The 26,663-nt window shown below is 44.4% G+C and carries 26 protein-coding genes; 7 read left to right on the forward strand and 19 right to left on the reverse strand.

Features of this window, described 5'->3' with window-relative positions; translation table 11 throughout:
* Nucleotides 1–37 precede the first annotated feature (37 nt).
* The 7 genes from B7P33_RS18490 to B7P33_RS18520 form a co-directional block, all read right to left on the reverse strand.
* A complete protein-coding gene (locus B7P33_RS18490; RefSeq protein ID WP_097443721.1) occupies nt 38–1,258 on the reverse strand; it encodes a multidrug effflux MFS transporter in 1,221 nt (406 codons plus the stop codon).
* 283 nt (nt 1,259–1,541) lie between these two features.
* Nucleotides 1,542–3,083, reverse strand: a complete 1,542-nt coding sequence (locus tag B7P33_RS18495; RefSeq protein WP_097443722.1) for an acyl-CoA carboxylase subunit beta — start codon at nt 3,081–3,083, stop codon at nt 1,542–1,544.
* A gap of 20 nt (nt 3,084–3,103) precedes the next feature.
* On the reverse strand, nt 3,104–4,543 hold the full coding sequence (locus B7P33_RS18500) for an acetyl-CoA carboxylase biotin carboxylase subunit (protein WP_097443723.1): 1,440 nt from the start codon (nt 4,541–4,543) through the stop codon (nt 3,104–3,106).
* 21 nt (nt 4,544–4,564) lie between these two features.
* On the reverse strand, nt 4,565–5,050 hold the full coding sequence (locus tag B7P33_RS18505) for an acyl-CoA carboxylase biotin carboxyl carrier protein subunit (RefSeq protein ID WP_097443724.1): 486 nt from the start codon (nt 5,048–5,050) through the stop codon (nt 4,565–4,567).
* A 198-nt stretch (nt 5,051–5,248) separates the two neighbouring features.
* A complete protein-coding gene (locus tag B7P33_RS18510) occupies nt 5,249–6,202 on the reverse strand; it encodes a nucleoside hydrolase (RefSeq protein WP_097443725.1) in 954 nt (317 codons plus the stop codon).
* 9 nt (nt 6,203–6,211) lie between these two features.
* Nucleotides 6,212–7,135 (reverse strand): ribokinase, encoded by a 924-nt coding sequence (rbsK, locus tag B7P33_RS18515; protein WP_097443726.1) that lies wholly within the window; start codon nt 7,133–7,135, stop codon nt 6,212–6,214.
* Between the two features lie 81 nt (nt 7,136–7,216).
* Nucleotides 7,217–8,227: a LacI family DNA-binding transcriptional regulator gene (locus B7P33_RS18520; RefSeq protein ID WP_097443727.1), complete on the reverse strand. Its 1,011-nt coding sequence runs from the start codon at nt 8,225–8,227 to the stop codon at nt 7,217–7,219.
* A 301-nt stretch (nt 8,228–8,528) separates the two neighbouring features.
* Between B7P33_RS18520 and B7P33_RS18525 the strand changes: the two genes are divergently transcribed.
* Complete coding sequence (locus B7P33_RS18525; protein ID WP_097443728.1) at nt 8,529–8,798, forward strand: hypothetical protein; 270 nt, start codon at nt 8,529–8,531, stop codon at nt 8,796–8,798.
* 11 nt (nt 8,799–8,809) lie between these two features.
* Here B7P33_RS18525 and B7P33_RS18530 read toward each other — a convergent pair whose 3' ends face one another.
* Both B7P33_RS18530 and B7P33_RS18535 read right to left on the reverse strand, forming a co-directional pair.
* Nucleotides 8,810–9,301, reverse strand: a complete 492-nt coding sequence (locus B7P33_RS18530; protein WP_097443729.1) for a hypothetical protein — start codon at nt 9,299–9,301, stop codon at nt 8,810–8,812.
* A 4-nt stretch (nt 9,302–9,305) separates the two neighbouring features.
* Nucleotides 9,306–9,884, reverse strand: a complete 579-nt coding sequence (locus tag B7P33_RS18535; protein WP_097443730.1) for a PhnA domain-containing protein — start codon at nt 9,882–9,884, stop codon at nt 9,306–9,308.
* 150 nt (nt 9,885–10,034) lie between these two features.
* On the opposite strand from B7P33_RS18535, the gene B7P33_RS18540 reads away from it, so the two are divergent.
* A complete protein-coding gene (locus tag B7P33_RS18540) occupies nt 10,035–10,376 on the forward strand; it encodes a pyruvate kinase (protein WP_097443731.1) in 342 nt (113 codons plus the stop codon).
* 116 nt (nt 10,377–10,492) lie between these two features.
* Here B7P33_RS18540 and B7P33_RS18545 read toward each other — a convergent pair whose 3' ends face one another.
* From B7P33_RS18545 to B7P33_RS18565, 5 genes are all read right to left on the reverse strand, one after another.
* On the reverse strand, nt 10,493–11,218 hold the full coding sequence (locus B7P33_RS18545) for a LytR/AlgR family response regulator transcription factor (protein ID WP_097443732.1): 726 nt from the start codon (nt 11,216–11,218) through the stop codon (nt 10,493–10,495).
* A complete protein-coding gene (locus B7P33_RS18550) occupies nt 11,199–12,245 on the reverse strand; it encodes a sensor histidine kinase (protein ID WP_097443733.1) in 1,047 nt (348 codons plus the stop codon). Before B7P33_RS18550 ends, B7P33_RS18545 begins: the two co-directional genes overlap by 20 nt.
* Nucleotides 12,246–12,321: 76 nt before the next feature.
* On the reverse strand, nt 12,322–12,672 hold the full coding sequence (locus B7P33_RS18555) for a DUF4907 domain-containing protein (RefSeq protein ID WP_097443734.1): 351 nt from the start codon (nt 12,670–12,672) through the stop codon (nt 12,322–12,324).
* Nucleotides 12,656–13,642: a Kelch repeat-containing protein gene (locus B7P33_RS18560; RefSeq protein ID WP_097443735.1), complete on the reverse strand. Its 987-nt coding sequence runs from the start codon at nt 13,640–13,642 to the stop codon at nt 12,656–12,658. Before B7P33_RS18560 ends, B7P33_RS18555 begins: the two co-directional genes overlap by 17 nt.
* Nucleotides 13,639–14,538 carry a hypothetical protein gene (locus tag B7P33_RS18565; RefSeq protein WP_141402515.1) on the reverse strand — a complete coding sequence of 300 codons (900 nt, stop codon included), beginning with the start codon at nt 14,536–14,538 and terminating at the stop codon, nt 13,639–13,641. Before B7P33_RS18565 ends, B7P33_RS18560 begins: the two co-directional genes overlap by 4 nt.
* A 202-nt stretch (nt 14,539–14,740) precedes the next feature.
* On the opposite strand from B7P33_RS18565, the gene B7P33_RS18570 reads away from it, so the two are divergent.
* Together B7P33_RS18570 and B7P33_RS18575 are read left to right on the forward strand one after the other, a co-directional pair.
* Nucleotides 14,741–16,036, forward strand: coding sequence for a DUF4270 family protein (locus B7P33_RS18570; RefSeq protein WP_097443737.1), 1,296 nt, complete (start codon nt 14,741–14,743; stop codon nt 16,034–16,036).
* Nucleotides 16,026–17,261, forward strand: coding sequence for a hypothetical protein (locus B7P33_RS18575; protein ID WP_141402516.1), 1,236 nt, complete (start codon nt 16,026–16,028; stop codon nt 17,259–17,261). Before B7P33_RS18570 ends, B7P33_RS18575 begins: the two co-directional genes overlap by 11 nt.
* Before the next feature lie 15 nt (nt 17,262–17,276).
* On the opposite strand, the gene B7P33_RS18580 is transcribed toward B7P33_RS18575, so the two are convergent.
* The 4 genes from B7P33_RS18580 to B7P33_RS18595 form a co-directional block, all read right to left on the reverse strand.
* Complete coding sequence (locus tag B7P33_RS18580) at nt 17,277–18,392, reverse strand: DUF481 domain-containing protein (RefSeq protein ID WP_097443739.1); 1,116 nt, start codon at nt 18,390–18,392, stop codon at nt 17,277–17,279.
* Between the two features lie 216 nt (nt 18,393–18,608).
* Nucleotides 18,609–21,338 carry a pyruvate, phosphate dikinase gene (gene ppdK, locus B7P33_RS18585; RefSeq protein ID WP_097443740.1) on the reverse strand — a complete coding sequence of 910 codons (2,730 nt, stop codon included), beginning with the start codon at nt 21,336–21,338 and terminating at the stop codon, nt 18,609–18,611.
* A gap of 113 nt (nt 21,339–21,451) precedes the next feature.
* The gene (locus tag B7P33_RS18590; protein WP_097443741.1) at nt 21,452–21,808 is read right to left on the reverse strand and encodes a hypothetical protein; all 357 of its coding nucleotides are present in this window, start codon (nt 21,806–21,808) and stop codon (nt 21,452–21,454) included.
* A 4-nt stretch (nt 21,809–21,812) separates the two neighbouring features.
* Nucleotides 21,813–22,754: a M28 family metallopeptidase gene (locus tag B7P33_RS18595; RefSeq protein WP_097443742.1), complete on the reverse strand. Its 942-nt coding sequence runs from the start codon at nt 22,752–22,754 to the stop codon at nt 21,813–21,815.
* Nucleotides 22,755–23,046: 292 nt separating this feature from the next.
* Here B7P33_RS18595 and B7P33_RS18600 point away from each other — a divergent pair, with 292 nt between their 5' ends.
* The 3 genes from B7P33_RS18600 (at nt 23,047) to B7P33_RS18610 (ending at nt 25,944) form a co-directional block, all read left to right on the forward strand.
* A complete protein-coding gene (locus B7P33_RS18600; RefSeq protein ID WP_097443743.1) occupies nt 23,047–24,309 on the forward strand; it encodes a DUF4249 domain-containing protein in 1,263 nt (420 codons plus the stop codon).
* Nucleotides 24,310–24,349: 40 nt separating this feature from the next.
* A complete protein-coding gene (locus tag B7P33_RS18605; RefSeq protein WP_097443771.1) occupies nt 24,350–25,360 on the forward strand; it encodes a metal-dependent hydrolase in 1,011 nt (336 codons plus the stop codon).
* 125 nt (nt 25,361–25,485) lie between these two features.
* Complete coding sequence (locus B7P33_RS18610) at nt 25,486–25,944, forward strand: COG2426 family protein (RefSeq protein ID WP_097443744.1); 459 nt, start codon at nt 25,486–25,488, stop codon at nt 25,942–25,944.
* A gap of 9 nt (nt 25,945–25,953) precedes the next feature.
* On the opposite strand, the gene B7P33_RS18615 is transcribed toward B7P33_RS18610, so the two are convergent.
* Nucleotides 25,954–26,652, reverse strand: coding sequence for an RluA family pseudouridine synthase (locus B7P33_RS18615; RefSeq protein ID WP_097443745.1), 699 nt, complete (start codon nt 26,650–26,652; stop codon nt 25,954–25,956).
* Between the last annotated feature and the right edge of the window lie 11 nt (nt 26,653–26,663).

Genomic DNA, 26,663 nt, shown 5'->3' on the forward strand with positions numbered 1-26,663 from the left:
AATAGATTACATTAACCTTTAATTCGCATTATTCAGTTTAACGATTGCTGCGTACCCAGCTGAACAGGGCCAGTGAAACGAGTCCGCATACCGCCAATCCTAAAAAGAGGGGGAGCACCGTATCTTCTACAAAACTACCGATCAGGGTGGCAATGGGAATGGCCACCACCGTGGAAAAGAATCCATTTATGGCTGCCCCAATGCCCGCTATATGTCCTATGGGTTCCATGGCTATGGATCTAAAATTACCCCACATAAAGCCTAAACAAAAAAATTGAAGCGATAAGAAAACGACCAAGACCCAAACACTGGGGTTACTTTCCTTTCCAAAGAATAGTAATACATATAACAGGGCCACGGCGCAGAATCCGATCAAGGCGGAATAGGAAAGGTTACGCATGCCAAAACGCATGACCAAGGTACCGTTCAAAAGGGTGGAAAGACCAATGGAAACGGCCAGACCCGCAAATATGTATGGAAATACTTCCTTTAAACCATAATGATCTTCAAAAATGTGTTGCGAGGCACTGAGGTATACCAAAAAAGAGCCTGTGACCAATCCGGAAACTAGCGTAAAAACAACAGTCTCCCTATACCGAAGCAACTCCTTAAAACCATCGAAAAATAAATGGCTGGTAAACGGAATTTTGTATTCCGGATGTAGTGTCTCGGCCTGTCTACGCCAAAACCATAACCCTACAATGGCTGTTAAAACAAGCTGTACATAAAAAATGGCGCGCCAATCGGCGAATTCCAGAATTAGTTTGCCAAAGGCGGGGGCCACAATCGGAACCAAGATAAAAAATGCGGTTACAAAAGACATGACCTTGGCCATTATGTCGCCTTTGTATAAATCGCGAATGATGGAGATGGTTATGGTGCGTGAAGAAGAAAGACCTATCCCTTGCACAATGCGCCCGAATACCATGAGTTCTAAACTACCCGAAGCCAAACAAATAAAACTTCCTATGGCAAAAATCAGGATACCCAAATACACCACCGGTTTACGGCCCACGGAATCGGAGAGCGGGCCAAAAAAGAGTTGACCAACACCAAGACCTAGAAAGATCATGGTTACCAACATCTGGTTTTCCGTGGCATCGTGGCTACCAACACTGGTGCCAATGGCCGCTAAGGCAGGTAGCAGGGTGTCTATACTTAAGGCCACGATAGACATTAAGGCGGCCATTAAGGCAATAAACTCAAAAGAGGGCTTTTCCGATGAGGGTGCTACAGTTTTTGGTTCGTGTTTTTGCATTAGGCAAAAGTACGGCCAAATGTGGCGCTATAAAAAGATTGGCGGGAAAGAAGTCAAATGGGAAGCGAAGCTAAAGCTAAGAATGGACAAGAATAGAAATATCGTATAAAAGATTATACCAAATTTACTAGGTAGTCCACCACCTTACCCTAAGGCTAAGGTGGTATAGGCCCTCACCCCCGGCCCCTCTCCCTTGGGGAGAGGGGAGGCAAAAAAGCTTATTAATAAAAAAGCCCTTATTCCTAACAGGAAAAGGGCTCTTTCATTGGTGATTTCGGTTGGCTTATAACGGAATGTTTCCGTGTTTACGCTTAGGCCTATCTACCTCTTTGTTTTCTAACATGGCGAAAGCTTTGATCAACTTACGTCTCGTATTTCTAGGTAAGATTACCTCGTCGATAAAGCCTCTTTCGGCAGCCGAATACGGATTGGCGAAAAGCTCGGCATATTCGGCTTCTTTTTCTTTCCATTTGGCCTCGGGATCATCAGCGGCCTTGATCTCACGTTTAAAAATAATCTCGGCAGCCCCTTTGGCACCCATTACCGCAATTTCGGCCGAAGGCCAGGCAAAGTTCATATCGGCCCCAATGTGTTTAGAGTTCATTACATCGTAAGCACCCCCATAGGCTTTTCTGGTAATAACCGTTACCCGCGGCACCGTAGCTTCACTTAGCGCATACAATAGTTTGGCACCGTGCACGATAATACCGTTCCATTCTTGATCGGTACCAGGCAAGAACCCGGGTACGTCTTCCAGTACCAGAAGCGGAATATTGAAACAATCGCAGAAGCGGGTAAAACGGGCCGCTTTTTTAGAGCTGTTCACATCTAAACATCCGGCCAAAAACATGGGATTGTTGGCGATTACCCCAATACTGCGACCGCCTAAACGTGCAAAACCAACGATAATGTTCTCGGCATGGTCTTTATGTATCTCATAAAAAGATTCGGCATCAATAATTCCTTCGATAACCGCATGCATATCGTAAGGCTTGTTGGGGTTGTCGGGAACAATGTCTGCTAGATTCTCTCTTATCTCATCATCGATTTCATAAGGTAGGCATGGGGCTTTCTCTGTATTGTTCTGCGGCAGGTAACTCAAAAGACGTTTTACATCTTCGAGGCATTCGATGTCGTTGGCCGATGTAACATGGGCCACCCCAGACTTGGTAGAATGGGTACTGGCCCCACCCAAGGCCTCGGCACTTACCTCTTCATTGGTTACCGTTTTTACCACGTTGGGGCCGGTAACGAACATATAACTACTGTCTTGTACCATCAAGGTAAAATCGGTCATGGCCGGTGAATACACGGCACCCCCGGCACAGGGCCCCATTATGGCCGATAATTGCGGAATTACCCCGGAAGACTGCACGTTCCGATAAAAAATGTCAGCATAGCCCCCTAAGGATCGCACTCCTTCTTGAATACGCGCACCACCGGAATCGTTAAGGCCGATTACGGGTGCCCCTACCTTTAGGGCCAGATCCATGATTTTACAGATTTTTTCGGCATGAGTTTCCGATAAGGCACCCCCAAAGACCGTAAAGTCTTGGGCGAAGACATAAACCAGCCTACCGTTAACGGTACCGTAGCCGGTGACCACGCCATCGCCATAGTATTTTTCTTTTTCCATACCAAAGTCCTTGGTACGGTGGGTTACCAATACACCTATTTCTTCAAAAGAGCCTTCGTCCAAGAAATAACGGATCCGTTCCCGGGCCGTCAGTTTCTTTTTCTGGTGCTGCTTTTCTATACGCTTTTCGCCCCCACCCAAATGGGCTTGGGCCAACTTTTGCTTTAAATCGTTTATTTTGGATTCCATTGTCTTTGTGCTAAGGATTCTTAGTTAGGTAAACGAAGTTTTTTCTGATCTTCCAGATAACACTTCAAGGCCATTTTGGCTGCCAATTCGGCTTCGGTATCCGTAGCCTCTTCCAACATCTCGGGGGCATAATAATTCTTTACGAAGTGGGTATCGAAATTGCCCGAGGTAAAGGCTTCGTGGTTACACACGAACGCACCAAAGGGTAGGGTAGTGGCCACGCCTTCTACCTTATAGGCGGCAATGGCTTCCTTCATACGTTGTATGGCAGATTCACGGGTATCGCCATAAGTGATCAGTTTCGAGAGCATGGGGTCGTAATAAATCGGTACATCCATGCCTTGTTCGAATCCGTTATCTACCCGAATGTTCTCACCTTCCGGCAATTGGTAGGTGGTTAAATTACCCACGCTGGGCAAGAAGTTGTTCAAAGGGTCTTCGGCATATACGCGCAATTCTACGGCATGGCCCGTAATACTTAAATCTTCTTGTTTTAACGCGAGTGCTTCGCCCCGGGCGACCTGAATCTGAAGTTCCACCAAATCTACTCCAGAAATCCATTCACTAACAGGGTGCTCTACCTGTAAGCGGGTATTCATTTCGAGGAAATAGAAGTTGAGGTCGGCATCCATCAAAAACTCTACGGTACCTGCGCCTACATAATCACAAGATTTGGCCACATTAATGGCCGCCTCGCCCATTTTGGACCTTAATTCTGGGGTCAATATGGCCGAAGGCGCCTCTTCTACCACCTTTTGGTGCCTACGTTGTATACTACACTCCCGCTCAAAGAAATGCAAAACATTTCCGGTGGTATCGGCCATTACCTGTATTTCGATATGGCGTGGCGAGGTTACGTATTTTTCTATGAATACCGAACCATCACCAAAGGCCGAGGTGGCCTCGCTTATGGCGCGGTTCATCTGTGACTCTAGGTCTTCGCGTTTTTCTACGATACGCATACCCTTACCACCACCACCGGCAGAGGCCTTGATTAAGATAGGGTAACCGATTTCGTTGGCGATCTCCTTGGCTTTTACCACGTCGGTTATAGCTTCGTCTATACCGGGTACCATAGGAATATCGTAGGCCTTAACCGCTTCTTTGGCTGCTAGTTTACTACCCATGACCCGTATGGCTTTAGAACCCGGACCAATAAAGGTGATATGGTTCTTCTCGACCGCTTCGGCAAATTCGGCATTCTCGCTCAAGAAACCGTATCCGGGGTGTATACCGTCTACGTTGAGCGATTTGGCCACTTCAATAATTTTATCGCCCAAAAGATAGGAGGCACTCGATGCGGGCGGACCTATACAAACGGCCTGGTCGGCAAATCGGACGTGGGGCGAGTTTCTATCGGCTTCCGAGTAGACGGCTACGGTCTTAATACCCATTTTCTTTGCGGTTCGCATTACCCTAATGGCAATTTCTCCCCTATTGGCTACTAATATTTTCTTCATGATTACGATATAAGGGGTTGGCTATTCGAATTCGATCAGCAAGGCGCCTTTTTCAATGGCATCACCTTGTGCTACTTCAATCGATTTAATGATACCATCACGTGGCGAACTGATCATGTTCTCCATTTTCATGGCCTCTAAGACCAAGAGCACATCGTCGGTCTTTACTTCTTGGCCTACGGAAACATTAATGTCCAAAATAAGCCCGGGCATAGGAGCCTTTATCGAATTTACTTGTTTACCTGCGCCCAAAGAAAAGCCCATCTCCTTGATCAAACGATCTAGGTCGTCTTTAAGGCTTACTTCATACTTTCGGTTGTTAATGACCAGGGTGTAGGTCTTGTTGTCAAAATCGGCCTTTTCGACCGCGATGGCATAGGATTTAGCTTGGTCTATGAGGTGATAGGTACCGGCACCAGTGGGTATAACGTCGAAGTCGTCGAGTTGGTCCACCGAAATGTCGTACGCTCTGTTTCCATTGACCTTTGCTTTGAAATTGGTGTTCATATGGAAAGTTTTAGCCCTATAAAGGTACGGTTTTCCATGGCTTGAAAACTGACGATTATCATTTGTTAAACTGTGACTTTATTAGCTATGGGAAACGATGCCAACACTACAATCTCATACAGGGGAATTGATTACAATATGGTTATGATGTGTAGTTGTAAGTAGCAGTATTACAGTTATTTGTGTTTGTTGTACTGTTTAGTTTGAAAGGCGAGAAATATTAACCGTTGTGGATTGTAAACTTTGGTAGAAATCGGCTAAAATCGCTGGACCATCGAAGTTTTCCCAAATTTTGATGCTTTTGCCCAAATCCGGGGCTACCACCCAATTATTTTCCTGAATATAAGGGGTAGAAATGGTGTGGGATTGTCCCCATTCCGGATTTTTCAGCAACGCTAATGCCACTAAATCACAAATTGGAAGTTGCTCGGATGTCATGGCCATACTTTTGTTTTGGAATAGGTCTACCAAATAATCGCCCAGGCAGTGAAATAATCCGCCATGCCTACCGATAACAGGAACTTGAATAGGGGAGCCTTGACCAGAAAGGGAAACTATATCTTTTCTTTTCGCCTGAACATGGGCCGCACCATTGGGAGAATCGAAACGGCCCAAGACCATCTCGAACTGTATGCCTGATTGCAAAACGACGTTTACAGCTTCAACATCGGCCATAAGGTTGTATTCCCCTGGGTCGGGATAGTTCGAACCCAACCAAACCACACGGACTAAAGAAGCTATATCAGGGCATTTTGCCAACGCCAATGCCAAATGTGTCAATTTACCAATGGCGGCCACCACCAAGGGTTGTTCAACAGATTGTAGGCGGGCCTGTGCTATAATGAATTCTACGGCTTGTATACCGTTTATTTTATCGAAAGTCGGTAATGGTTCGTAGTCGGTCATTCGGCCTTCAACCCCCTTGATCAAGGGATTGGATGCCGCCTCTTCTCCACTGAGTTGAAGTATCCGAGATGCTTCTTCATAATGTTGGTCAATACTACCGCCATGATCCGTAGCATGTACCGTTATGCCTTTAATATCAAAAATCTGTGGATTGTAAAGGGCATAGGCTAAGGCCATTTGATCGTCGATATCGTTATTTGTATCTGTATCGATAATTAAGGGAATACGACCGTTAGCTACTGACATAGTACGTGTTTAATGGGCGGGCTGTTGTTCTAAAAACCGTTCTATTTCCCCTAAGGAAGGAATAGAGGTCTGTGCCCCTAATTTAGTAGTCGATAAAGCCGCCGCCGCCATGGCGAATGGTATGGCCTCTGCCAAACACCAGCCTTGGGTAATACCTTGTGCCAAGGCCCCATTGAATACATCCCCGGCGGCAGTAGTGTCTACTGCCGCAACTGGAAATGTAGGGTAGTGTTTAGTTAAATTTTCAGTATGTAGCAAACAACCTTGGTCACCCAAGGTTATCAATACATTTTCTATACCCTTGGCCCTAATATTTTGGGCTGCGGTTTCGGCTTCGGTTAGATTGGTTATGGGGGTCTCACCTAAAAATTCGGCTTCTACTTTATTCGGGGTCAATAACCAAAGGTTTTTACAAAGTGCTTCAGTTAAATCCTTGGCAGGTGCCGGATTTAGTATAACCTTAACGCCGTTTTTTAGGGCCAACTCAGCGGCATAGGTAACGGTTTCCAAAGGAATCTCAAGTTGCATAAGTAACACCTTGGCCGTACTGATAATGGGAATAAAAGGGGCTAAATCTGCCGGACTTAAGGTCATATTGGCACCAGAGGCTACACCTATGGCATTGTCACCCTTTTCTGAGACAAATATTTGTGCGATACCCGTAGGGGTATGGTTATCTTTTAAAAAGAATTCTTGTGGTAGTCCGGTTTTGGTAAAATACGATTGCAGATCATTGCCGTAACGGTCGTTCCCTAACTTACAGATAAAACCTATGTCACCTCCGGCTCTATGGCCGGCCATGGCTTGGTTGGCACCCTTACCGCCAAATACCTCTAAAAAATTACCCCCCAAAACAGTCTCACCATTCTTGGGTATTTTGGGCAGGCTCACTACCAAATCTATATTAGCACTTCCGATAACCATTAAATCCATATGGGGGTAGTATTGTTGCGCAAACGTTTGTGCAAATATATGATTTTTCTAATGATATGCAACGGACTTAGAAGCGTTAATCTATTTAATAAGGGTTTTTACCGATTTTCGACGGATTAACCGGGTAGGAATCAGGGTCTTTACTTTAGGGGTGTCTCCAGCGATACTTTCAAGTAGGTTTTGTACAGCTTGTTTACCAATGGCCTCAGCGTTTTGGAAAACCGCGCTAACCGGTGGGTCTAAAAGAGAGAAATAGGGGAGGTCGTCAAAAACGATTAGAGATAGGTTTGTTGGGATATCGACGCCTAATTCCCGGGCTTCCAACAAAACACCCAAACCTATTAAATTGTTCATAGCCAAAAGGGCCGTTGGTGGCTTTTTGAATGCCATTAGGGTCCGTAGCGCCTTACGACCGGCTTCGATACTGAATTCTTGGCCCACAATCAGCGATTCAACAATATCGATTCGTGACTGTATATGGGCCTCCTTATAACCGGCGATACGCTCCTGTACCAATTCCGAAGTGCTATCGCCCGAAACCAAAGCGATATGGGTATGGCCGTTGGTTATAAATTCTTCCACGGCAATACGACATCCCAAACGGTTGTCTGAACTGACAAAGGGAATAGCATCCTTAGAAGAATAACGGTCAACGAAAACCAAAGGGATATTCTTCGCTAGAACTTGGTCAAAATGGCTCGTGTCTTGGGAAACCGGTACGGCAATAATGCCATCAACTTTCCGCCCTATCATTTTCATAACCTGTTCCTTTTCCCGTTCGGCATTTTCTTGCGATCCCACAAATAGGATGGAATAGTTCGATTCGGCCGCACATAGTTGGATGTGTTTGGCCAAGGCCGAGAAAAAAGGGTTGTCAATATCGGGTAGCATCAAGCCCAAGGTAAAGGTCTTGGATGCCTGAAGGCTTTGGGCCAAAAGATTAGGGGCATAGCCCACCTTTTTTACATGGGCCATTACCGTGGCCACGGCCTTGTCGCTTATCCGATATTGTTTGGCCTTGCCGTTTAATATTCGGGAAACCGTACCTGGCGAAAGGTTGAGGTCTTTTGCAATCTCTTTGAGGGTTGACATACCAGCAAATTAAACGAAATCAAAAGACCTTTGCAAAGGCTTTGATGACAATGCCTTTAGAAAACTAATATGCTTAGTCTTGATTATTACCTTTTTCCATGCCAAGCGCATAAGTCTTACAGGAGTGTTTATGCATTTACTAGAATGAAAGGCCTAGTATTGAGGTTTACCTTCAAAAAAAGGTCTAATGCTTTAGAAATGAGATACTGTTCTTTAATTTTTGAAAGTTAATCGTAAATTGCGTACGAAAATTCGCCATGTTACATGGTGGGTTGTGATCGAAGGAATTTAATGTAGGAAGATGGAGCAGGAATCGATTAAAGGCTGGCCCAAAGCCAATGGCGAAGCCGTACAGGCTATCGTAAAGAAAGTAAAAGCAGGCGACGACCCCTTTCAATTAGACAAAGCGGCACTATTGGCCGAATATAAAAACTCGGGCCATATGAGTGCCGAGGAGTTTAGTTTTAACCATGCTTTTGCTTGGCATGCACTTCACCATAAACTCGACGATACAGAAAGTAAACAAGCCTTGTTTCTTTTGGTGTTGGAATGTGTTCTAGAGAACGGGTAATATGCAGTAGGTCAAGGATTTTCTTTTTGTAATCTCTTAAGGATCTTTAAGGGTCGGTCGTTGGGGTCGGTCAGGTCAATATTAAACCTACGCACCATAAGCTGCAGTACCTTGGTAGGGTTTTTATGCTCGTATTGATAAGAGCGGTAAGACATTTGCATGCGTTCGAAGAGGCTTAAAGGTTTGGCATACGGATTTTTGTACAATGTGGCTTCCATACGCTGGACCATTTCCTTGTTTTTTAACGCGCTTACCTTTAGTTTTTTTTCTACCCGGTGTAGACTGCCTTCTTTTTCTTTTTTTACGATGACCTGGGCCACTAAATCGGCAGCTTTGCCATAAATAATTTGCCAATCGGAATCGGAAATGGAGTCATGTTTTTGAGGGTCGTACTGATCTATGGTGAGTAAAAAAGCGTCGTTATAACTATACCCTTCATAGACCAATCGGGCCATTTTCTTAACCCAGTCTTGATGGCGGTATGTGGCCTCTTTTTTAGACACCCTCTTATAGCTTTTTAACGTACTTGGTCAGGATTACGATCTGTTGTCCGTCTACCTTACCTTCAATATATTCAGCATTCTCATGGTCTAGTGAGATACGCCTAACCGCCGTACCTCGTTTGGCCACCATACTAGAGCCTTTTACCGGAAGGTCTTTTATCAAAACCACACTGTCCCCGGCTGCTAATGTTACCCCATTACTGTCTTTATGAATTACTTTATCGTCCGGATCATCGCCTTCGCCGGTGGCTTGGGCCCATTGCAATTCTTCTTCCTCCAAATAGATCATATCCAATAGATCTTGGGGCCATCCTTCATGTCTTAAACGCGTGAGCATGCGCCATGCCACTACTTTTACAGCGCTGTGTTCGCTCCACATACTGTCGTTTAAGCAGCGCCAATGGTTGGCTTGGGTCTTTTCAGGGTCTTCGATTTGTGAAATACAGTTTTGGCAAGCATGCACGGCTTCATCCAACCCACCGTTTGTTTGGGGTTGAACGAGATAAACCACTAAGTTTTCAGCACTGCCGCAGAGCTCACATAGATTTGTAGATCGTTTCCCCAGTTCCCGTTCCAATGCCATAATACTATATTTAGTTTGACAAAAATGGGGCTAATATCCCGTTTGGGCAACCGGGAAACTTTAGAGGTGGGAAATTGTTGACAAATTTTAGATGGCGATGTACCTACGCATGCCGGCAACATATATTTTTGTTTGCTTTTTAAGTGAGCTATGGAAAAATTACAAGTTGGTGATAAGGTTTATAATGTAAGCCGTGATGGCTTTGAAGACTTCGCACGCTATTCGTTTTCCGAGGTCGAAAGATTGACCAAAACCTTAGCGGTGCTTAAAAATGGTACCCGCTTGTTTAACGAACCTCGGGAATCTTTTATCATGGAATCGGTCGGATATCCCGTAAAAGGGGAGTGGGGCACCCATTGGCATAAAGTTAGTATTCAGGCCATACGTCAGGCACAAATGGAGGCCGAAAAGATCAAAATACACGATTGGTTCGAAAAACGGGAGTTTAGCCTAGAGGAAAAGAAAAAGGTTTTTGAATTGTTCCGATCGTAAAACTTCTTAAAACCCGAAGGAAGCCCGAAGGCTTCCCGATTTTAATGAACATCATGGGTGGCACATGGACTTTCCATGATTTTTTTAACTGTTACCAGTAATTTTTAGATGCTGGCCTATACCCCTAAAGTGTCATAGACCATTTCTTTATACGTCTCTCCAATGGGTATGCGTTCTCCTTCAATGAGTATTTTGTTTTTCTGAACCGCATTAATGTGGTTAATGTTTACGGCATAGGATCTATGGGTGCGTAGGAAAGTGGTGTTGGGTAGTTTCTCTAGCAATTCCTTGAAATTGGATAATGTCAAAACCGACTTATCCTGTCCTTTTATGTAAATCTGTATATAATCGCGAAGCCCCTTGAGGTATAAAATTTCCCCTATTTCCAGTTTTATGTTCTCGTATTCCGATTTCACGAATACAAAACTATGGGCCCCGCTGCGTTCTTCTGTCGGAACCACTTGTGGTTTGGGTTGATTTGATCGTTCCCATTCCAGTTTTTCACGAACCCTCGAAACCGCCTTTAAAAATCGATGGAAACGAATGGGTTTCAATAAATAGTCTACGGCGTTTAACTCGAAGCCTTCCACCGCATATTGCGGATAAGCCGTAGTAAAGACAAAATAAGGCAGATTATCCAAGTTTCTGGCCAATTCCAGTCCACTAAGATTGGGCATTTCAATGTCTATAAAGGCCAGGTCGATTTTACTTTTACTGAGCAAGGGAATGGCCTCGAGCGGATTGTTAAAACTACCCACCAGTTCTAAGGCATCGATTTGATCGATATACGAAGCCACGATATCTACGGCCAAGGGCTCATCGTCAATGATAATACATTTCATCCGATAGGTCTAATTGCAGGTTAACATGAAAGGCATCGGCCTCTTGATGAATATCCAACTGGTAACGGTCGGGATACAGAAAATCTAATCGTTCACGGGTATTGTTCAGTCCTATTCCATGGTTTTGCCCATGTTGTGCACTGCGGCCCAATAGATTGGAACAAGAAAAGTTCAATTGGTCTCCGGCAACCGTAAATACCACCTTTATAAAGGTATTACCCATATAATCGGTACCATATTTAAAGGCATTTTCTATAAATGAGATAAGCAGTAAAGGCCGTATTCGCTGGGTGCTGATGTCGCCATGCACATTAATGGTCACATATTCGGTATTGGCAATACGTAACAACTGAAGCTTAAAATAACTTTGTATATAAGAGATTTCATCGTCGAGTTTTACCCAATCCCTTTCCGATTGATAGAGCATATAGCGCATTAACTCCGATAGGGTCAATACGGCCTCAGGGGCTTGGGTAGACTGTTTTCGGGTTAAAGAATAGATACTGTTCAAAGAGTTGAACAAAAAATGTGGATTTAACTGATGCCTTAACAGTTGCAATTGGGCACCGACTTTTTGGGTTTGTATATCCTTTCTTTTGAGTTCGTTTTTATGCCATTCTTGGTATAAGCGTATGGCCGTACCCAAGCCAATCTGTAACAAAACGGTCATTATAGGAAAACCTCTTAAACCAATGGGTTTTTGTACAAAAGCTCTTAGATGTTCTGGCAATTGGGCGCCCATAAAGCCCGGGAAATGGCGAGAAATATAGATACTGGAGAGTACCAAAAGCCCGCACCCCAAAATATAGGCCCAGATTTTTTTCCGCAGCAGCAGATAGGGCACCATTAAGGCGTAATTGATATAGAACAAACCAATATCTATAGCAAAGCGATACCAAACCATATGTGAGAACGATCTTTGTACAAAATTGAACCGGATCAGAATAATGGCACACAAAATCATCCAGATCAATAAATGATAGTATACGGTATTGTTTTTATTGGTATGTAGCGGTATGGCAGCCATTTGGCGGTAAAAGTAATTCTACGGTTTGCTTTTTAATGCGACTCTATAATTCCCTTAACTTAGGTTTATTAAAAGATTAACGTTTCGGGGCTTTTACCCCCAGAAGGGACAACTCTTCCAAGCTAACCCTAGGGTCGATCCCCAATTCAAGTTTACGAACGACCAATTGTGCGGTCTTTTTTGCCGAGCTTCGATTTGGGAATTTGTTCTTACCCGAAATTACTGGGATGTATTCTTGTTTGATTAGCACCTTATCGTTGTGGTAAATGATATAGCCATAGCCCGATGCTTTTCGAATAACCTCATGGGTAAAGGGGGAGACAGGCCCTTGTTCTTCATGTCTGTTAAAGCCCCTAAAGACAAGTAAGATGGTCAAAAGCAGCAAACCTCCCCCCAAAAACAACTGAACATTAGTCATCTTCATCATAATCTTCAAAAGGAAATACTTCGTGTATGTCGTCTAGATACAGATTTCCGGTACGGCCCAACAGCACATAGCCTTTGTTACCGTTAGAGAACCCAATGGCGTCTTCGCGGGTGGCGCCTTCTAGGCCACTGATTTCTTCCCAAGTATCGCTGGTGGGGTTGTATTCCCAAATCGAGGTTTGGGGCCCAGAGATGTTTCCGGTGGCAACATAACCGTAGCCCCCAATACTTAGCCCTACGGCATTGGCCCGTGTTACGTTATAATCGTCTTCTTCGTCTAAATCTAGTTTTCGGGTCCAGGTTTCGGTATTCAAGTCAAATTCCCAAAAATCGACTTTATACGTACCATTACTTTCACCGGTACCCATATAGGCCTTGTTCCCGATTACGAACGATGTGGCACCACGACGTTTGTCGCCACCAAAGCCGATGACCTCGGTCCAAGAATCGGATGCCGGATCATAACGCCAAAAATCCTTAAGGTCATTGTCTCCATCGTACCCGGTACCTACCCAACCGTATTGTTCACTGGCGAAAGAAACGGCTTCACGACGGAGGCCTCCGGCAAAATCGGCTTTTTGTACCCACATGTTTCCATTAGGGTCGTACTCCCAAAAATCGGACAGTTCAAAATCGCCATCATATCCGGTGCCCAAATAGCCCTTGGAACCAATGGCCAAACCTATGGCAGCACTTCTTGGTGTACCGGGAAAATCGGCTTTCTGAACCCAAAAATCGAGCTCCATATCGTATTCCCAAAAATCGGTACGGTAATCGTCTCCGTCATAACCGGTACCCATATACCCCTTGGTACCTATGGTAAATCCGGCCACATTACTACGGGGAACCCCATCGAAAATAGAACGTTCTTGCCAGTTACCACGGTCGGTACTATCGTCGCTAGAGCACCCCACCACTAAGGTCAGTGCAGCTAGTATAACGCATACTTTTACGTAATACATCTTTTTCATTTTGCAGTTGTTTTTGTTTTATTAAATCGGTATTTAAGGCCCATGGCCCAGGTGGGTCTTGGGTCTATGTTATAATCGAATACAATTTGGTTGCTGTGATCGGCCAATTGATATATGGGGTCTACCGCAAATCCTAAGGTTAGTTGGGCTGACCAATGGGGGCCCAGAGCATAGCCTAAACCCAATGTTGTGTTTATCTGTGAGCTTAAGATCTTTTCGGCCCAGCGCCCATTCACTTCAAATGGATCACTAATATTACTGTAGCTCCCTTGGTGTTCGGCCTTAAGTTGAATGTGGTAACGCCCTGTTCGGAAATCTATCGCAGTTTCCGGGTAGCCCAATAAAACATGCCATTGTTTCGATAACTGATGCCTGTAGGCTAAATAAGGTAGCCATTCGGGTTTTCCTGTTCTAATATCGTAATGGGTGCCAATAACCAGCGAACTGGGCTTTGTTCCGTTTTCAGTGCTCCAGGAATACCCGATACGTAACCCTCCTCCTAGAAAGAAATCGTCGCGAACCAAGTTATGGGTCAGGGTAGCGGATAACTGGGAGATGAATTGGGTGGTAAAATGCCAATTCTTACTTATATCGAAACGAAAACTAGGTTTGTTTACCACATGATATACTTTTTTTAAGGCATCATCATTGATACCGATCTCCGGGTAAAAAGTAAAATTCGAGCTTTCTGTAATTCCTAAAGAAGTAGCTAAAAACATAGTGCTGAATCCGAGATTAAAATGGGCTTGTGCACTAAGTTCGGTTTGGGTGAAATCAGGACCGTTTTGATCACCGACCGACAAAAATCGTTCAAAGGCTACCGTATTGGTCTGGGTTTGTGCCTGAAATGGTATATGTATAATCAAGGTCATAAAAATCAGAAGTCTTCTGAGCATTTTTAAGGCGAAACTAAAAGGGTAATCCGCTGGTGACAAATACATTATGCGAACCCGCTTATTGTCTCTGCGAACACTGCCGACAGTCGACCAAGTCGGTTCGTCGAGGTTTTTTGGGGGTAGAAAGATCTAAACTAAGTGTAGGTAGAAGTTATTTTCGATTGGAAAAGGGCCCCTTTAGTTTCGTCTGTAAAAGAAAACTATGAGATGGGTTTTATTAGGGATAATGGCAGTGTTTTGCATTTTTTCCTGTACTGATATCGACCAGATCGATTTGGAGATCGGAAAAGACTTGGTGAGTAGTAATACCAAAGTATATTATATAGATACCCTGAGTGTGCGATCGAGTACTATACGCCTCGATTCTATGGCGGTAAACTCCAGCTCGCGCTTTGTGGTGGGTAATTATGAAGACCCCATTTTCGGTACATCGGTGGCCGAGACTTTTTTGCAATTAAGGTTAGAGACTTTCTCCATAGATAATGAGGCGACTTACGATTCCATTCAGTTGGTTCTTGATTACGATGGTTACTTTTATAACGATACCTTGGCCGAACAACGGCTTCAGGTGTTTGAGGTGCTCGAAGACATCGAATTCAATGACGACGATGGATTACCGTATAACACCACTTCTTTTAAGGCCAGTTCACAAGATTTGGCAGATCATGTATACAAACCCAGACCTAAATCTGGCGATACTTTGTTTATAAATCTAGACGATGCTTTTGGAGCTCGGCTATTTGAACAGATCCAAGAAAAAGATATTACGGATAATGAAGAATTACAGCGGGCCTTTAAAGGGCTGAAAATACAGGCCGAAAGCCCAGGGCATACCTTGGTGGGTTTTGAGCAATCGAGTTTTGTAAGGTTGTATTATAGTATTGATAAAGAAACCGATGACGATGAGCGGGTTCGCGATTTTACCTTTGGTACGCCACAGTCATTTACAGCTTTTCCTAGCGATTTTACCGGGAGTCTGTTCGAGGGGTTGAGCAGCCAAGAACAGACACTTTCGAGTCTTGAGGCCGATGGACAGAGTTTTATGCAAACAGGTAACGGCCTTTTGACCAAGATCCATGTCCCTTATTTGGAGCGCATATACGATATTCCGGGAACAGGCACCATTTTGTCGGCTACTTTGGTGGTACCCATGTCTTCCGATGCCGACCCAGACCAGCATCCGATACGCGATTCGATACAAGCCTATTACCTAGACCAAAAGTCTGATATAGTGGGCACTTTGGGGTATGGCTCGGTACCGGTCTATGGTTTTTTAACCGAAAAAGAAGATACCGAATTCGCCAAAGATGAATATCGAATGGATATTAAACCTTTTCTCAATTACAAATTGGATGATCGGGTTTACAAAGAATTGTTTCTGGGATTGTTTCCGAGTCAATTGAACGGTGCCTTGGACCGATACATTTTAAACGATGAAAACCAAGAAAACGATAGGAAATTGAAAATTGAGCTGATTTATAGTGTTTATGATGAATAGATTCTGGTTACTGATTTTAGGCGGATTTCTACTGCAAAATGGTTGGGCCCAATCGGGACATTTGACCAATTCGCCTTATTCGTTATACGGACTAGGCCTATCTAACGATCTTAATACAGGCATAACCAACAGCATGGGCCATACCGGAATTGCCATGCCGGCCAAAGGCCAAATCAACGGGTTGAATCCGGCGGCCTTGGCGGGCATGGAGGCCAATCGGTTTTTATATGACATGGGGGTTAAATGGCAACAAGGTTCTTTGGTTGAAGGCAATGACTCCGAACCTCGTTTGGCCTTTAATTTTTCATCGATCGCATTTGCCATGCCCATTGGTCGTGGTGGTGGTTTGGCCTTTTCCATTTTGCCCTATACCAATGTAGGTTATGTAATGCGTGGGGTGCAAACACAGATTATTGGGTCTACCGATTATTTTGAAAGCACCATAACGGGTAATGGGGGGCTTAACGATTTTAATATTTCTTTTGGGCAAACCGTAACCCGACGACTAAGCTTGGGGGTCTCGGCCAAGGTGTTGTTTGGTAAGATTGAAGAAAACGAAACCGACATCATTTATGCAGGTAGTACGGTTTTGAACCTGAATGAGAAGAATTATTATAATGGCCTGGGTTTAGGGCTTGGATTGCAATACCAATTAACAGATAAACTTCGAATAGGGTCTAGTTTTGACCTTTCCACTCAATTAAATGGTTCCCAAACCTATACTGTGGTTGTGAATTCTGAAGAACCTATAGCCGATGAAAATGAGTTGGATGCCTTTGAGCTTCCCATGGAATGGGGTTTCGGATTAAGTTATCAATGGAATCCGAGACTGTTGATCAATGCCGATTATAAAATGGATTTTTGGGGAAGAACCGGCCAAAAGGATGGGGTTGGTACCTATGTAGATCGTACCTTTTTGGGCCTAGGGGTGCAGTATGGTAAAACGGATGAGCAGTTCAAGTTCAAGAACCGGATCAAATACCGATTCGGCATCAATTACGATACCGGAAATTTATCGGTTTTAGATGATCGTGTACCTAAATTTGCTATGAATATCGGTGTTGGACTCCCTTTTTCGCAAAACTCCAATAGCATGATCAATATTGGGTATTCTTACGGTCAACAGGGGGTTGTGAACAACGGTTTAATAAAGGAAAACTATCATTTGATTACCCTTAACCTAAGTCTAGAAGGGGTATGGTTTGTTAAGACCCGAATCAATTAAAGTAGCACGAAGCAGCTAAAGTTCCCAACCGAAGGAGGTCTGAATAACATAATCGCCCTTTGAGGCACCTTGGGCCGCTTGGTTATCGTAATTGTAGGTGATTCCGGTCTTGATATAAAAATCCCAGGGTAAGTCGTATTTCATATTGAATTTAAAATCGAGACGAAGACGGCCTTTTTCGGTTAAACTGGGCGAAAGGGTGGCCGAGGTCAATAAACTGAGGTCTTCTATGGCGTAGTGGTTAAATTCCGACCCAATAAAATATTCCATACTGCTGTTACTATCGGTAATACCATCGGAATATTCTTCACGGTTGTTCGCAATACCCGTCAGGGCCCCAAAATATTGGCGGTTGTTCTTGGTGAAAAAGTATCCGACCCCTAAACGACTGGTGGTACGTAACCGGAGTTTTTGTTCACTGTTCTTTAAAAATTCTAGGGTTCCCTGCATAAACCAGTCGGCCGGCAAAAAACGTTGTAAGCTAGTACTCGATTCTAAACGGTCTACATTTTCGGTATTGTCCTGTTCACTTTTTACCAAGCTAAAGGTACTATTGGTGCTCCATTTTTGGCCCAAATAACCGATGGCGGCATCTGCCGTTAATTGTTTTAGGTTATTGGCTTTGGTAAGGGTAAGCCCGATATCGAAGGAAGCACTCATCTTACTGAGAAAGTTCTTGCCAATGGGATCTAGGTAGATAATGTTATGTAGGTCGGTAGGGTAGGTGGTTTCACCGAAACCTATGGCCACTTCCGATTTTTTTCCGGTTTTCCCCGGATACATGATGGCATTCAAACGGCTTCCGCTGGTGAGTTCTATTATAAAGATGCGGTCGCTGTATAACTCGGCCACCTTTTTCCATTTGATCTTAAAATCACTGTCGCTATAGGCGGTCTTAAAACTCAATACCCCTTGTGCCAATTGTTTTACCTCGCCCACAAGCACTTGTTTGTTGAATAAGATGAGGGAATCGTGGTGTACCACCTTGATCTTCTTCTTTTTTTTCTTGGCCTTACGAATCTCTTTTTTAGACAGGGTTTTCATACTATCCAAGGTCACGATACTATCCGTTTGACCCAAGGCCATTAGGCATAAAAACAAGAAGAAACCAGAGAATAATTTTTGGAGCATAGTTGGCAGATTCCTTTCCGGTTGACCAATTTACGGAATGTTTGTAAAATGAACCTAGGTTTAGACCTTCCATGGGAAAAAAGTAGACTGGGTATTGTTTCCTTAATTTTTGAAGAGCGGCAAAAACAAACGAAAAAAGCGTGGTAGGGTATCCGTAATCATTGCAACGGACATCTACCACGCTCCATCCAATACTTAGGAGGTTTTGGGGTATTTTTATAAAGTCTCCTTTATTGCGGCTTGGGCAGCGGCAATTCGGGCAATAGGCACCCTAAAAGGCGAACAACTTACATAGTTCATTTGGTTCTTATGACAGAATTCAACAGAACTGGGCTCTCCACCGTGCTCGCCACAGATACCTACTTTTAGGTCTGCCTTGGTCTTACGGCCCCTTTCGGTACCCATACTCACTAGCTGACCCACACCATCTTGGTCAATTACCTCGAACGGATCGCTGGGCAAAATGCCTTTTTCAATATAAATCGGTAAGAACTTACTGGCATCGTCCCTAGAATAACCATAGGTCATTTGGGTAAGGTCGTTGGTACCAAAGGAGAAGAACTCGGCTTTTTCAGCGATTTTGTCGGCCATTAAGGCGGCACGTGGAATCTCGATCATAGTACCTACCGAAAAATCGATGCTGTCATTTCTTTCTTCAAAAACCTGTTGGGCCGTACTTCGGATAATATCTTCCTGCATTTCATACTCGGCAAAGGTTCCGATCAAAGGCACCATGATCTCAGGCTTGGCGGTGATGCCTTTTTCCTTCAAATTCAGGGCGGCCTCTATAATGGCGCGGGTTTGCATTTCAGTGATTTCGGGATAGGTATTACCCAATCGACAGCCCCTATGGCCCAACATGGGGTTGAACTCCTGCAATTCGGCTACTTTGTTTTTTACGGCTGATAAAGAAATATGCAGGTCTTCGGCCAGTTCTTTTTGGGTGGCCAATTGGTGGGGCACGAATTCATGCAAAGGCGGATCTAACAAGCGCACGGTTACAGGCAAGCCTTCCATAGCTTCAAAGATGCCCTCGAAATCGGCCCGCTGCATGGGCAATAAGTCTTCCAAAGCCATTCGCCTACCTTTAACGGTATCGGCCAAGATCATTTCGCGCATGGCCTTTATACGGTCTACCTCAAAGAACATATGTTCGGTTCGGGTAAGCCCTATACCTTGTGCCCCGAAACCACGGGCCACCTTGGCATCTTTGGGGCTATCGGCATTGGTGCGCACTTCCATTTTGGTGTATTTCTCCGATAGTTCCATAAGTTCGGCGAATTCGCCGCTCAACTCGGGTTCTATGGTGGCCACCTTACCTTCAATAATATTACCGGTAGAACCGTTCAGGGAGATCCAATCGCCTTCATGATATTCCTTTCCGTCTACACTAAGGGTACGGGTTTTGTAGTTGATTTTTAAAGCCCCGGCACCAGATACACAACATTTACCCATACCACGGGCCACTACGGCGGCGTGAGAGGTCATACCCCCACGTGCGGTAAGAATACCTTTGGCGTGGTTCATACCCTCTACATCTTCTGGAGAGGTTTCGATACGGGTCAGAATGGAATTCTTATATTTTTTGGCCTCATCGGCAAAGAATACCAATTGCCCGGTGGCTGCACCTGGTGAGGCGGGTAAACCTTGGGCGATAACATGGGCCCTTTTTAAGGCGTTAGGGTCAAAAATGGGGTGTAAAAGCTCATCTAATTTATTCGGGTCGAGCATGAGCAGGGCTTCTTGCTCGTTCACCATACCTTCCTTGAGCAAATCCATGGCAATTTTAACCATGGCCGCACCGGTTCGTTTACCATTTCGGGTCTGTAAGATCCAAAGTTTACCGTCTTGTATGGTAAACTCCATATCCTGCATATCGTTATAATGCTTTTCCAAGGTATCTTGGTAACTGTACAATTCTTTGTAGATCGATGGCATCAACTCTTCCAGTGAAGGGAAATCGTTGATTCGGTCATTTTCCTCTACCTGTGCCAGTTCGGCCCATCGTTTAGAACCGATTTGGGTAATCTGCTGGGGGGTACGTACCCCGGCCACGACATCTTCACCTTGGGCATTGATCAAGTACTCGCCATTAAATAGGTTTTCCCCGGTACCGGCATCGCGGGTAAAACAAACCCCTGTTCCGGAGTTGTCGCCCATATTACCATAGACCATGGCCTGTACGTTTACCGCGGTACCCCAATCTCCGGGGTAACCATTCATTTTTCGATAGTACACGGCGCGGTCACCGTTCCAACTATCAAAAACCGCCATAATGGAGCCCCATAGTTGCTCCCACGGGTCGGTTGGGAAAGGAAGTCCTGAACGTTTTTTAACGACATCTTTAAAGTCGTATACCAAGTCTTGAAGGTCTTGTACCGTGAATTCCGTATCCATGGTAATACCCCTTTTTTCCTTCAGGTGCTCTATAATTTCTTCAAAGGGATCGATATCTTGTTTGGTCTCGGGTTTCATACCCAATACTACCCCGGCATACATTTGAATGAACCTACGGTACGAATCCCAAGCGAAACGTTCGTTACGGGTACGCTTGGCCAAGCCTATTACGGCCTCATCGTTCAAACCTAGGTTTAGTACGGTATCCATCATACCTGGCATACTAACCCGGGCACCGGAACGAACCGAAAGTAATAACGGATTATCGTTGTCCCCAAATTGGGTTCCCATGGTCTTTTCTATACCCGATACCGCGGCTTCTACCTCATTTTTCAATAAGCCGACCGTGGCATCCATGCCCAAACTATTGTATTCCGTACAAACTTCGGTGGTAATCGTAAAACCTGGAGGTACGGGAATCCCTATTTTACTCATTTCAGCTAAATTGGCTCCTTTACCCCCTAGAAGGTTACGCATACGGCTATCGCCATCGGCGGTTTTGTTCCCGAAGGTATATACACGGGCCTTATTAGAATCATTCGTCCCCATATTCTTGATGTTTTGATAATTAAACCCCAAAGTTAGGGGAGGGGGGCGCCGATTCCACTGACTTATATCATACCCTAAGTGGTGTGTATTTTGTTTGTTTAAGTAAGCATTTCTTAATTTAAGATGGTATCATCATTTACACGAAATGCCCTTTCGGTACCTAGGTAGTTGGGGTCGCCATGTTTTTCGGACCAGAATCCATCTAAAATATCGGGGGTAAGGCAGCGAAAGACCACCACACCTTTATAAATTTTGTTTGAGGTGCCCTTATAGGCAAAATTGATGACCAAGATATTGTCTTTAAAAAAACCGGTACCGCTCTGTTCTTGATCGGCACCGATTTGCCATTTGGCCCAAATGCAACGGTGCCCGTCCAGACCCAGTTCCAAATGGCCTTTGTAGGTAGTTGCACCTTCGTCTTGGTTAGTACCGATAATGTGGTAGTGACCCACAAGCTGCTCGATTTCCATGGACTTAATCTTGCGGGATAAAATAGATCTCTGGCATATTGGCTACGGCCAAGAGGGTAGCGTAGATATAGTTACATACCATTTTCTGGCCCGGAAAATTGATACGGTCTATGGTGTCTTCGGGTGTGTGGTATTGAGGGTGTCCACCCGTATGCATACCCAATACGGATATGTTTTTCCTGTAGAAGGCCACATGATCAGACCCGCCCACTGAACCGGCATGTACTATGGGGTTAAGCTGGGCTTGTTTACCCAAATCTTTCATCAGTTCTACGCCACCTGGGAAGGTTCCGGCCCCGCCCATATACACATGCTTTTGGTCGTTTAGACGGCCTACCATATCCATATTCAGCATAAACTTTATCCTTTCTTTAGGTAACGTAGGGTTATCGGCAAAGTAGCGGCTGCCCACCAGGCCTTGTTCTTCGGCCCCAAAAGCAATAAAGAGTATGCTGCGTTTAAACTCGGAGCGATGTGCCCCGATTTTTTCGGCGATTTCCAAGAGGGCGGCCACCCCACTGGCATTGTCATCGGCTCCGTGATGTATGGCGATCTTATCGGATTTGGAGGAAGGCCCGCCTCCCATGCCTAAATGGTCGTAATGGGCCCCTAGGATAAGATATTCGTCTTTTAGTTCGGGATCGCTTCCTTCTAGATAGCCAATGATGTTCCAGGTTTTTACAGGGGCTTTCTTGGGTTGGTCTTTTTTGGTCCGTAACGGGGCTTCAAAGCCTTGTTTTTCCGTTTTAAGTCCAGCTGAACGAAAGGCTTTCTTTAGGTAAGCAACCAGCTTTTTATTACTCTTTTCTCCCGGATATCTTCCGGCATTGGTATCGCTCGTCAAGAATTCGATATGTGCGCGTAATTCAGGAGTGGTAATCTCCGTTTGGGCATTACCGACTATTCCGGCCGTAAACAGTACTAAATAAAAAAGAATCCTTCGCATTTGATGGGGCTTTAGGTAAGGGTCAAAGATAAACGGAATACGATTATTGAATACCTTAATTCGCTATTGGGGGAGTATCGCTAGTCCAGTATGTATTTTGGCCAGTCAAATGTTCAATTTTACTTTGCTTAAATGTATTGGGCCTTGTTTTTTAAGGTTTTCAATTACATGGTTTATAGGGGTAACAAAAAAGTGGATGCGGTTAACCTTGTTAACGAAAGGAATGGTGTATCTTTAGAAGGTCTTATGTGTTGACAACCAGTTACAAAAAACCAACCAACAATAATTAACTATGCGAGTCCTTCGATTTCGTGTCCTATTCCTGCTATTTTTTCTTTTCCTTAGTTGTATAGAGGAATATGATTTTAAAGATGGTTCCGAAGGTATTGGGGCCGGAATATTGGTCATAGAGGCCTTTATTACTGATCAAGAAGGTTTCCAGCAAATCCGTTTATCAAGAACCGTAGCCTTGGGTGAAGCGGTTGATTCGCAACCCGAAACCAATGCCAAGGTTCGCATTCTGGCCGGAGATGATACAGTTTATACTTTTATCTCGGCCAGTAATGGCACCTATGTTTCCGAGTTTGCCTTTGGAGCACAAATGGGGGTAGACTATGTGCTTGAAATTGAATCCCAGGGGCAGTCTTATGTATCTACGACAATGCAGTTACAAGGACCTTCAGTGATTGAGGACATTTATGTGGAGCGTGGAGAGAACGAACAGGGAGAAGATGGCATGACTGTTTATGTCGATAGCTCGAGCCCGGAAGACACGGGGCGAAATTATCGCTATACCTATGAAGAGACCTTTAAGATTATTGCACCGCGCTGGAATTCAAAAGAGTTTGAGATTACCGATGACCTCGATAGAGACGACCCGTTTGATAATACGGCCGACGTACGCTTGATCGACCGAACCCAGGAAGAGCGAATTTGCTACAATACTACCGAATCTAGTGAGATTTTATTGAATACGGCCTCTGGTCTTAATACGCCTAGACGCGATAGGAACCTGATCCGCTTTATGGGGGGGCAAGATCCCAGGATTATGCACCGGTATAGTATTTTGGTAAAGCAGTATGTGCACTCGTTGTCCGCCTATACCTATTTGCAGACCTTGGGTAGTTTTGCCGTTTCCGATAACCTTTTATCGCAAGTACAACCCGGATTTATCGGGGGTAATATTAGAAATCCCAATAATCTGGAAGAAAAAGTATTGGGCTTTTTCGATGTGGTCGGGTATACCGAAAAAAGGTTGTTTTTTAATTATTTGGATTATTATGACGAGCCGCAGGACACCTCTGTGTATTTTGGGGTGAATTGTACCAATTTATTTGCCCCGAGGATTCCTAACCGCGAACGTGACGGTCCTTATGTTCTCGGTTGTCCGACAAAGGTATTGATCGATTGGATAAAGGAAGATGCCATCGTTTTTCAAGATTTTAATACCGATCCCCCTCCGATTTGTGAAGGCCCGTACTTTATCTTATTGCGCCCATGTGGCGACTGTACCGCTTTGGGCAGTAACCAACGACCTGATTTTTGGGTAGATTAAACCCTTGTATTTTGGTTATTTTTGTCCGGAAGAAATTGTAATGGATTCACTTACGCAAATCGTTCTTGGGGCATCTGTAGCCGAAATAAGTTTAGGTCGCAAAATTGGGAATAAAGCCATTTTATGGGGAGCTATCGCCGGAACCATTCCCGATTTAGATGTGCTGGCACGACAGTTTACCGACACCCTCGGTGCGGTAGAATTCCACCGGGGTATTACGCATTCCTTGGTTTTTTGTTTGGTATTGGCACCTATATTGGGTTGGTTGGTTTCTAGAATATACCGCAAAAAAGAGGCTACCGTAAAGGAATGGAGCCTATTATTCTTCTGGGCCTTGGTTACCCACCCTTTGCTCGATGCCCATACCACTTGGGGGACCCAGTTCTTTTGGCCTATGGACCTTCGATTGGCCTACAAGAACATATTTGTGATCGATCCGCTTTATACACTCCCCTTTTTAACCTGCCTATTGTTGGCCATGCGCTTAAAAAGAACCCATCCGAAGCGGCAATTTTATGCCCGATTGGGACTATGGCTTAGTACCGCTTATTTGTTGGTTACGTTAGTAATCAAGCTTTCTATGCTACAGGTTTTTAAGGCCCAACTAGAGGCGCAGCAACTAACCTATACCGACATATCGGTAAAACCTACCCCTTTTAATAGCATATTATGGTCGGCGAACGTGGCCACTGAAGACCATTATTTAATTGGGTATTACTCTTTTTTCGATGCCGATGAACAGATACGGTTTTCGAGTTACCCCAAGAACCATGATTTGGGTCAAAAGCTTCCCGAAACGATAGAGCTAAATCGACTGATAAATATTTCTGAGGGCTGGTATATTTTGGAGCAAGGTCCCCAGGAGAGCTTACGTTTCCACGATTTACGATTTGGTATGTTATCGTCCGATCCAGCCGAAAAGAAATTTGCCTTTACCTATGCACTGCAACCCAAAGGCGATGCCGTTTTAGTTACCGAAATCCCACGGAACCGTGAAGATGCCCCAAGAATCCTATCCTCACTTTGGCATAGGATTTGGGGAAATCATTGATGTTAACCAGATTCGTTTTTTAGTAAACTCGCATTTTATCAGATTTAACAATATTTAAAAAGAAGTTTTTGCGTTATATCGCCTAGTTGCTCTTATTTTTGTCTTTTGAAATACACTAACCACATATGATTCTTGATTTTATCATAGCTTTTTTATGGAGTATCTCCCCCTTTGGTGAGGCCAAAGTGGGTATTCCCTATGGTTTGCTCAAGGGCTTGGATATCTATGGGGTATTCATAGTTTGCCTAATTGCCAATATTCTTGTTTTTCCTTTGATGATGTTTTTTCTCGACCGCTTGAATGGCTATTTCTTTAAATGGAGGCCCTATAAAAAGAGTGCGGTATTTGTGGCGAAAAGGGCTAAAAAAGGATCGGGCGATAAAATTGGGAAATACGGTTTTTGGGGTTTGTTGTTCTTCGTAATGTTACCCGTTCCCGGTACAGGGGTATATGCCGGAAGCATTGCTACCTATCTTTTTAAACTGGATCGCGATAAGGCCTTTATCGCCAATGCCATTGGTATTTTTATTTCCTCGGCCATTATCTGGACTACCACTTTGGTAAGTAGTGATATTTCGTTTTAAACAACTTCTTTAACCACCGCTAAGTCTCTCAAACACCCAATACTTGTTTTTAGGCAATGGGGCCTCAAATAGCAGGGTATCTTGCCCGCCGGCTGGTGTCAATTTCAGTTTCCAGGCATGTAGGCAAATCGATTGATTAAGGTATTTTTTTGTAGACCCATATTTAACATCGCCGACTATGGGTAGTCCAATATGCGCCAATTGGGCCCGGATTTGGTGAAACCGACCGGTTCTTGGGCGTACCTCCAACAAATAACCTTGGGCATTTTTCCCAATCAACCTATAACTCAGCTGGGCCAGTTGGGCTTCCTTGGTTTTAGTAGCAACGATCTGCGCCTTTTTTTCTTTACCCAGTTTTACTAAATAGTTTTCTAAACGCGCTTGTTTTTTTTCCGGTTTTGCCGAGACCAGGGCCAAATAGGTCTTTTGAACCTTACGACTACTAAATAGTTGGTTGTAGGCCACTAATACCGATTTTTTTTTGGCGAATAACAATACCCCACTGGTTACACGATCTAAACGGTGTACTACCCCTAGATAGGGTTTTTTACCGCCTGCCGAGCGGGCAGGCTTATGTTTTGACAGATGTACCCCTACCTGGTCTTGCACGGTTAGCGATTCGTACGGACTACTTTCGGTTATGAGTCCGCTGGTTTTATTGACCACGATAAAATCGTTGTTCTCGGTTATAATATCGAGTTTGGACATAAAGCTATTCA

The organism is Sediminicola luteus (assembly GCF_002514735.1).
Lineage (GTDB): Bacteria > Bacteroidota > Bacteroidia > Flavobacteriales > Flavobacteriaceae > HQA918.

Coding starts and splice junctions, on each gene's coding strand:
- B7P33_RS18595 (WP_097443742.1), bottom strand. CDS start 22,754: ATGCGAAGGATTCTTTTTTATTTAGTACTGTTTACGGCCGGAATAGTC.
- B7P33_RS18500 (WP_097443723.1), bottom strand. CDS start 4,543: ATGAAGAAAATATTAGTAGCCAATAGGGGAGAAATTGCCATTAGGGTA.
- B7P33_RS18505 (WP_097443724.1), bottom strand. CDS start 5,050: ATGAACACCAATTTCAAAGCAAAGGTCAATGGAAACAGAGCGTACGAC.
- B7P33_RS18490 (WP_097443721.1), bottom strand. CDS start 1,258: ATGCAAAAACACGAACCAAAAACTGTAGCACCCTCATCGGAAAAGCCC.
- rbsK (WP_097443726.1), bottom strand. CDS start 7,135: ATGGATTTAATGGTTATCGGAAGTGCTAATATAGATTTGGTAGTGAGC.
- B7P33_RS18615 (WP_097443745.1), bottom strand. CDS start 26,652: ATGTCCAAACTCGATATTATAACCGAGAACAACGATTTTATCGTGGTC.
- B7P33_RS18510 (WP_097443725.1), bottom strand. CDS start 6,202: ATGTCAGTAGCTAACGGTCGTATTCCCTTAATTATCGATACAGATACA.
- B7P33_RS18525 (WP_097443728.1), top strand. CDS start 8,529: ATGGAGCAGGAATCGATTAAAGGCTGGCCCAAAGCCAATGGCGAAGCC.
- B7P33_RS18610 (WP_097443744.1), top strand. CDS start 25,486: ATGATTCTTGATTTTATCATAGCTTTTTTATGGAGTATCTCCCCCTTT.
- B7P33_RS18570 (WP_097443737.1), top strand. CDS start 14,741: ATGAGATGGGTTTTATTAGGGATAATGGCAGTGTTTTGCATTTTTTCC.
- B7P33_RS18495 (WP_097443722.1), bottom strand. CDS start 3,083: ATGGAATCCAAAATAAACGATTTAAAGCAAAAGTTGGCCCAAGCCCAT.
- B7P33_RS18560 (WP_097443735.1), bottom strand. CDS start 13,642: ATGAAAAAGATGTATTACGTAAAAGTATGCGTTATACTAGCTGCACTG.
- B7P33_RS18535 (WP_097443730.1), bottom strand. CDS start 9,884: ATGGCATTGGAACGGGAACTGGGGAAACGATCTACAAATCTATGTGAG.
- B7P33_RS18565 (WP_141402515.1), bottom strand. CDS start 14,538: ATGCTCAGAAGACTTCTGATTTTTATGACCTTGATTATACATATACCA.
- B7P33_RS18545 (WP_097443732.1), bottom strand. CDS start 11,218: ATGAAATGTATTATCATTGACGATGAGCCCTTGGCCGTAGATATCGTG.
- B7P33_RS18590 (WP_097443741.1), bottom strand. CDS start 21,808: ATGGAAATCGAGCAGCTTGTGGGTCACTACCACATTATCGGTACTAAC.
- B7P33_RS18555 (WP_097443734.1), bottom strand. CDS start 12,672: ATGATGAAGATGACTAATGTTCAGTTGTTTTTGGGGGGAGGTTTGCTG.
- B7P33_RS18520 (WP_097443727.1), bottom strand. CDS start 8,227: ATGTCAACCCTCAAAGAGATTGCAAAAGACCTCAACCTTTCGCCAGGT.
- B7P33_RS18540 (WP_097443731.1), top strand. CDS start 10,035: ATGGAAAAATTACAAGTTGGTGATAAGGTTTATAATGTAAGCCGTGAT.
- B7P33_RS18575 (WP_141402516.1), top strand. CDS start 16,026: ATGATGAATAGATTCTGGTTACTGATTTTAGGCGGATTTCTACTGCAA.
- B7P33_RS18605 (WP_097443771.1), top strand. CDS start 24,350: ATGGATTCACTTACGCAAATCGTTCTTGGGGCATCTGTAGCCGAAATA.
- B7P33_RS18600 (WP_097443743.1), top strand. CDS start 23,047: ATGCGAGTCCTTCGATTTCGTGTCCTATTCCTGCTATTTTTTCTTTTC.
- B7P33_RS18550 (WP_097443733.1), bottom strand. CDS start 12,245: ATGGCTGCCATACCGCTACATACCAATAAAAACAATACCGTATACTAT.
- B7P33_RS18580 (WP_097443739.1), bottom strand. CDS start 18,392: ATGCTCCAAAAATTATTCTCTGGTTTCTTCTTGTTTTTATGCCTAATG.
- ppdK (WP_097443740.1), bottom strand. CDS start 21,338: ATGGGGACGAATGATTCTAATAAGGCCCGTGTATATACCTTCGGGAAC.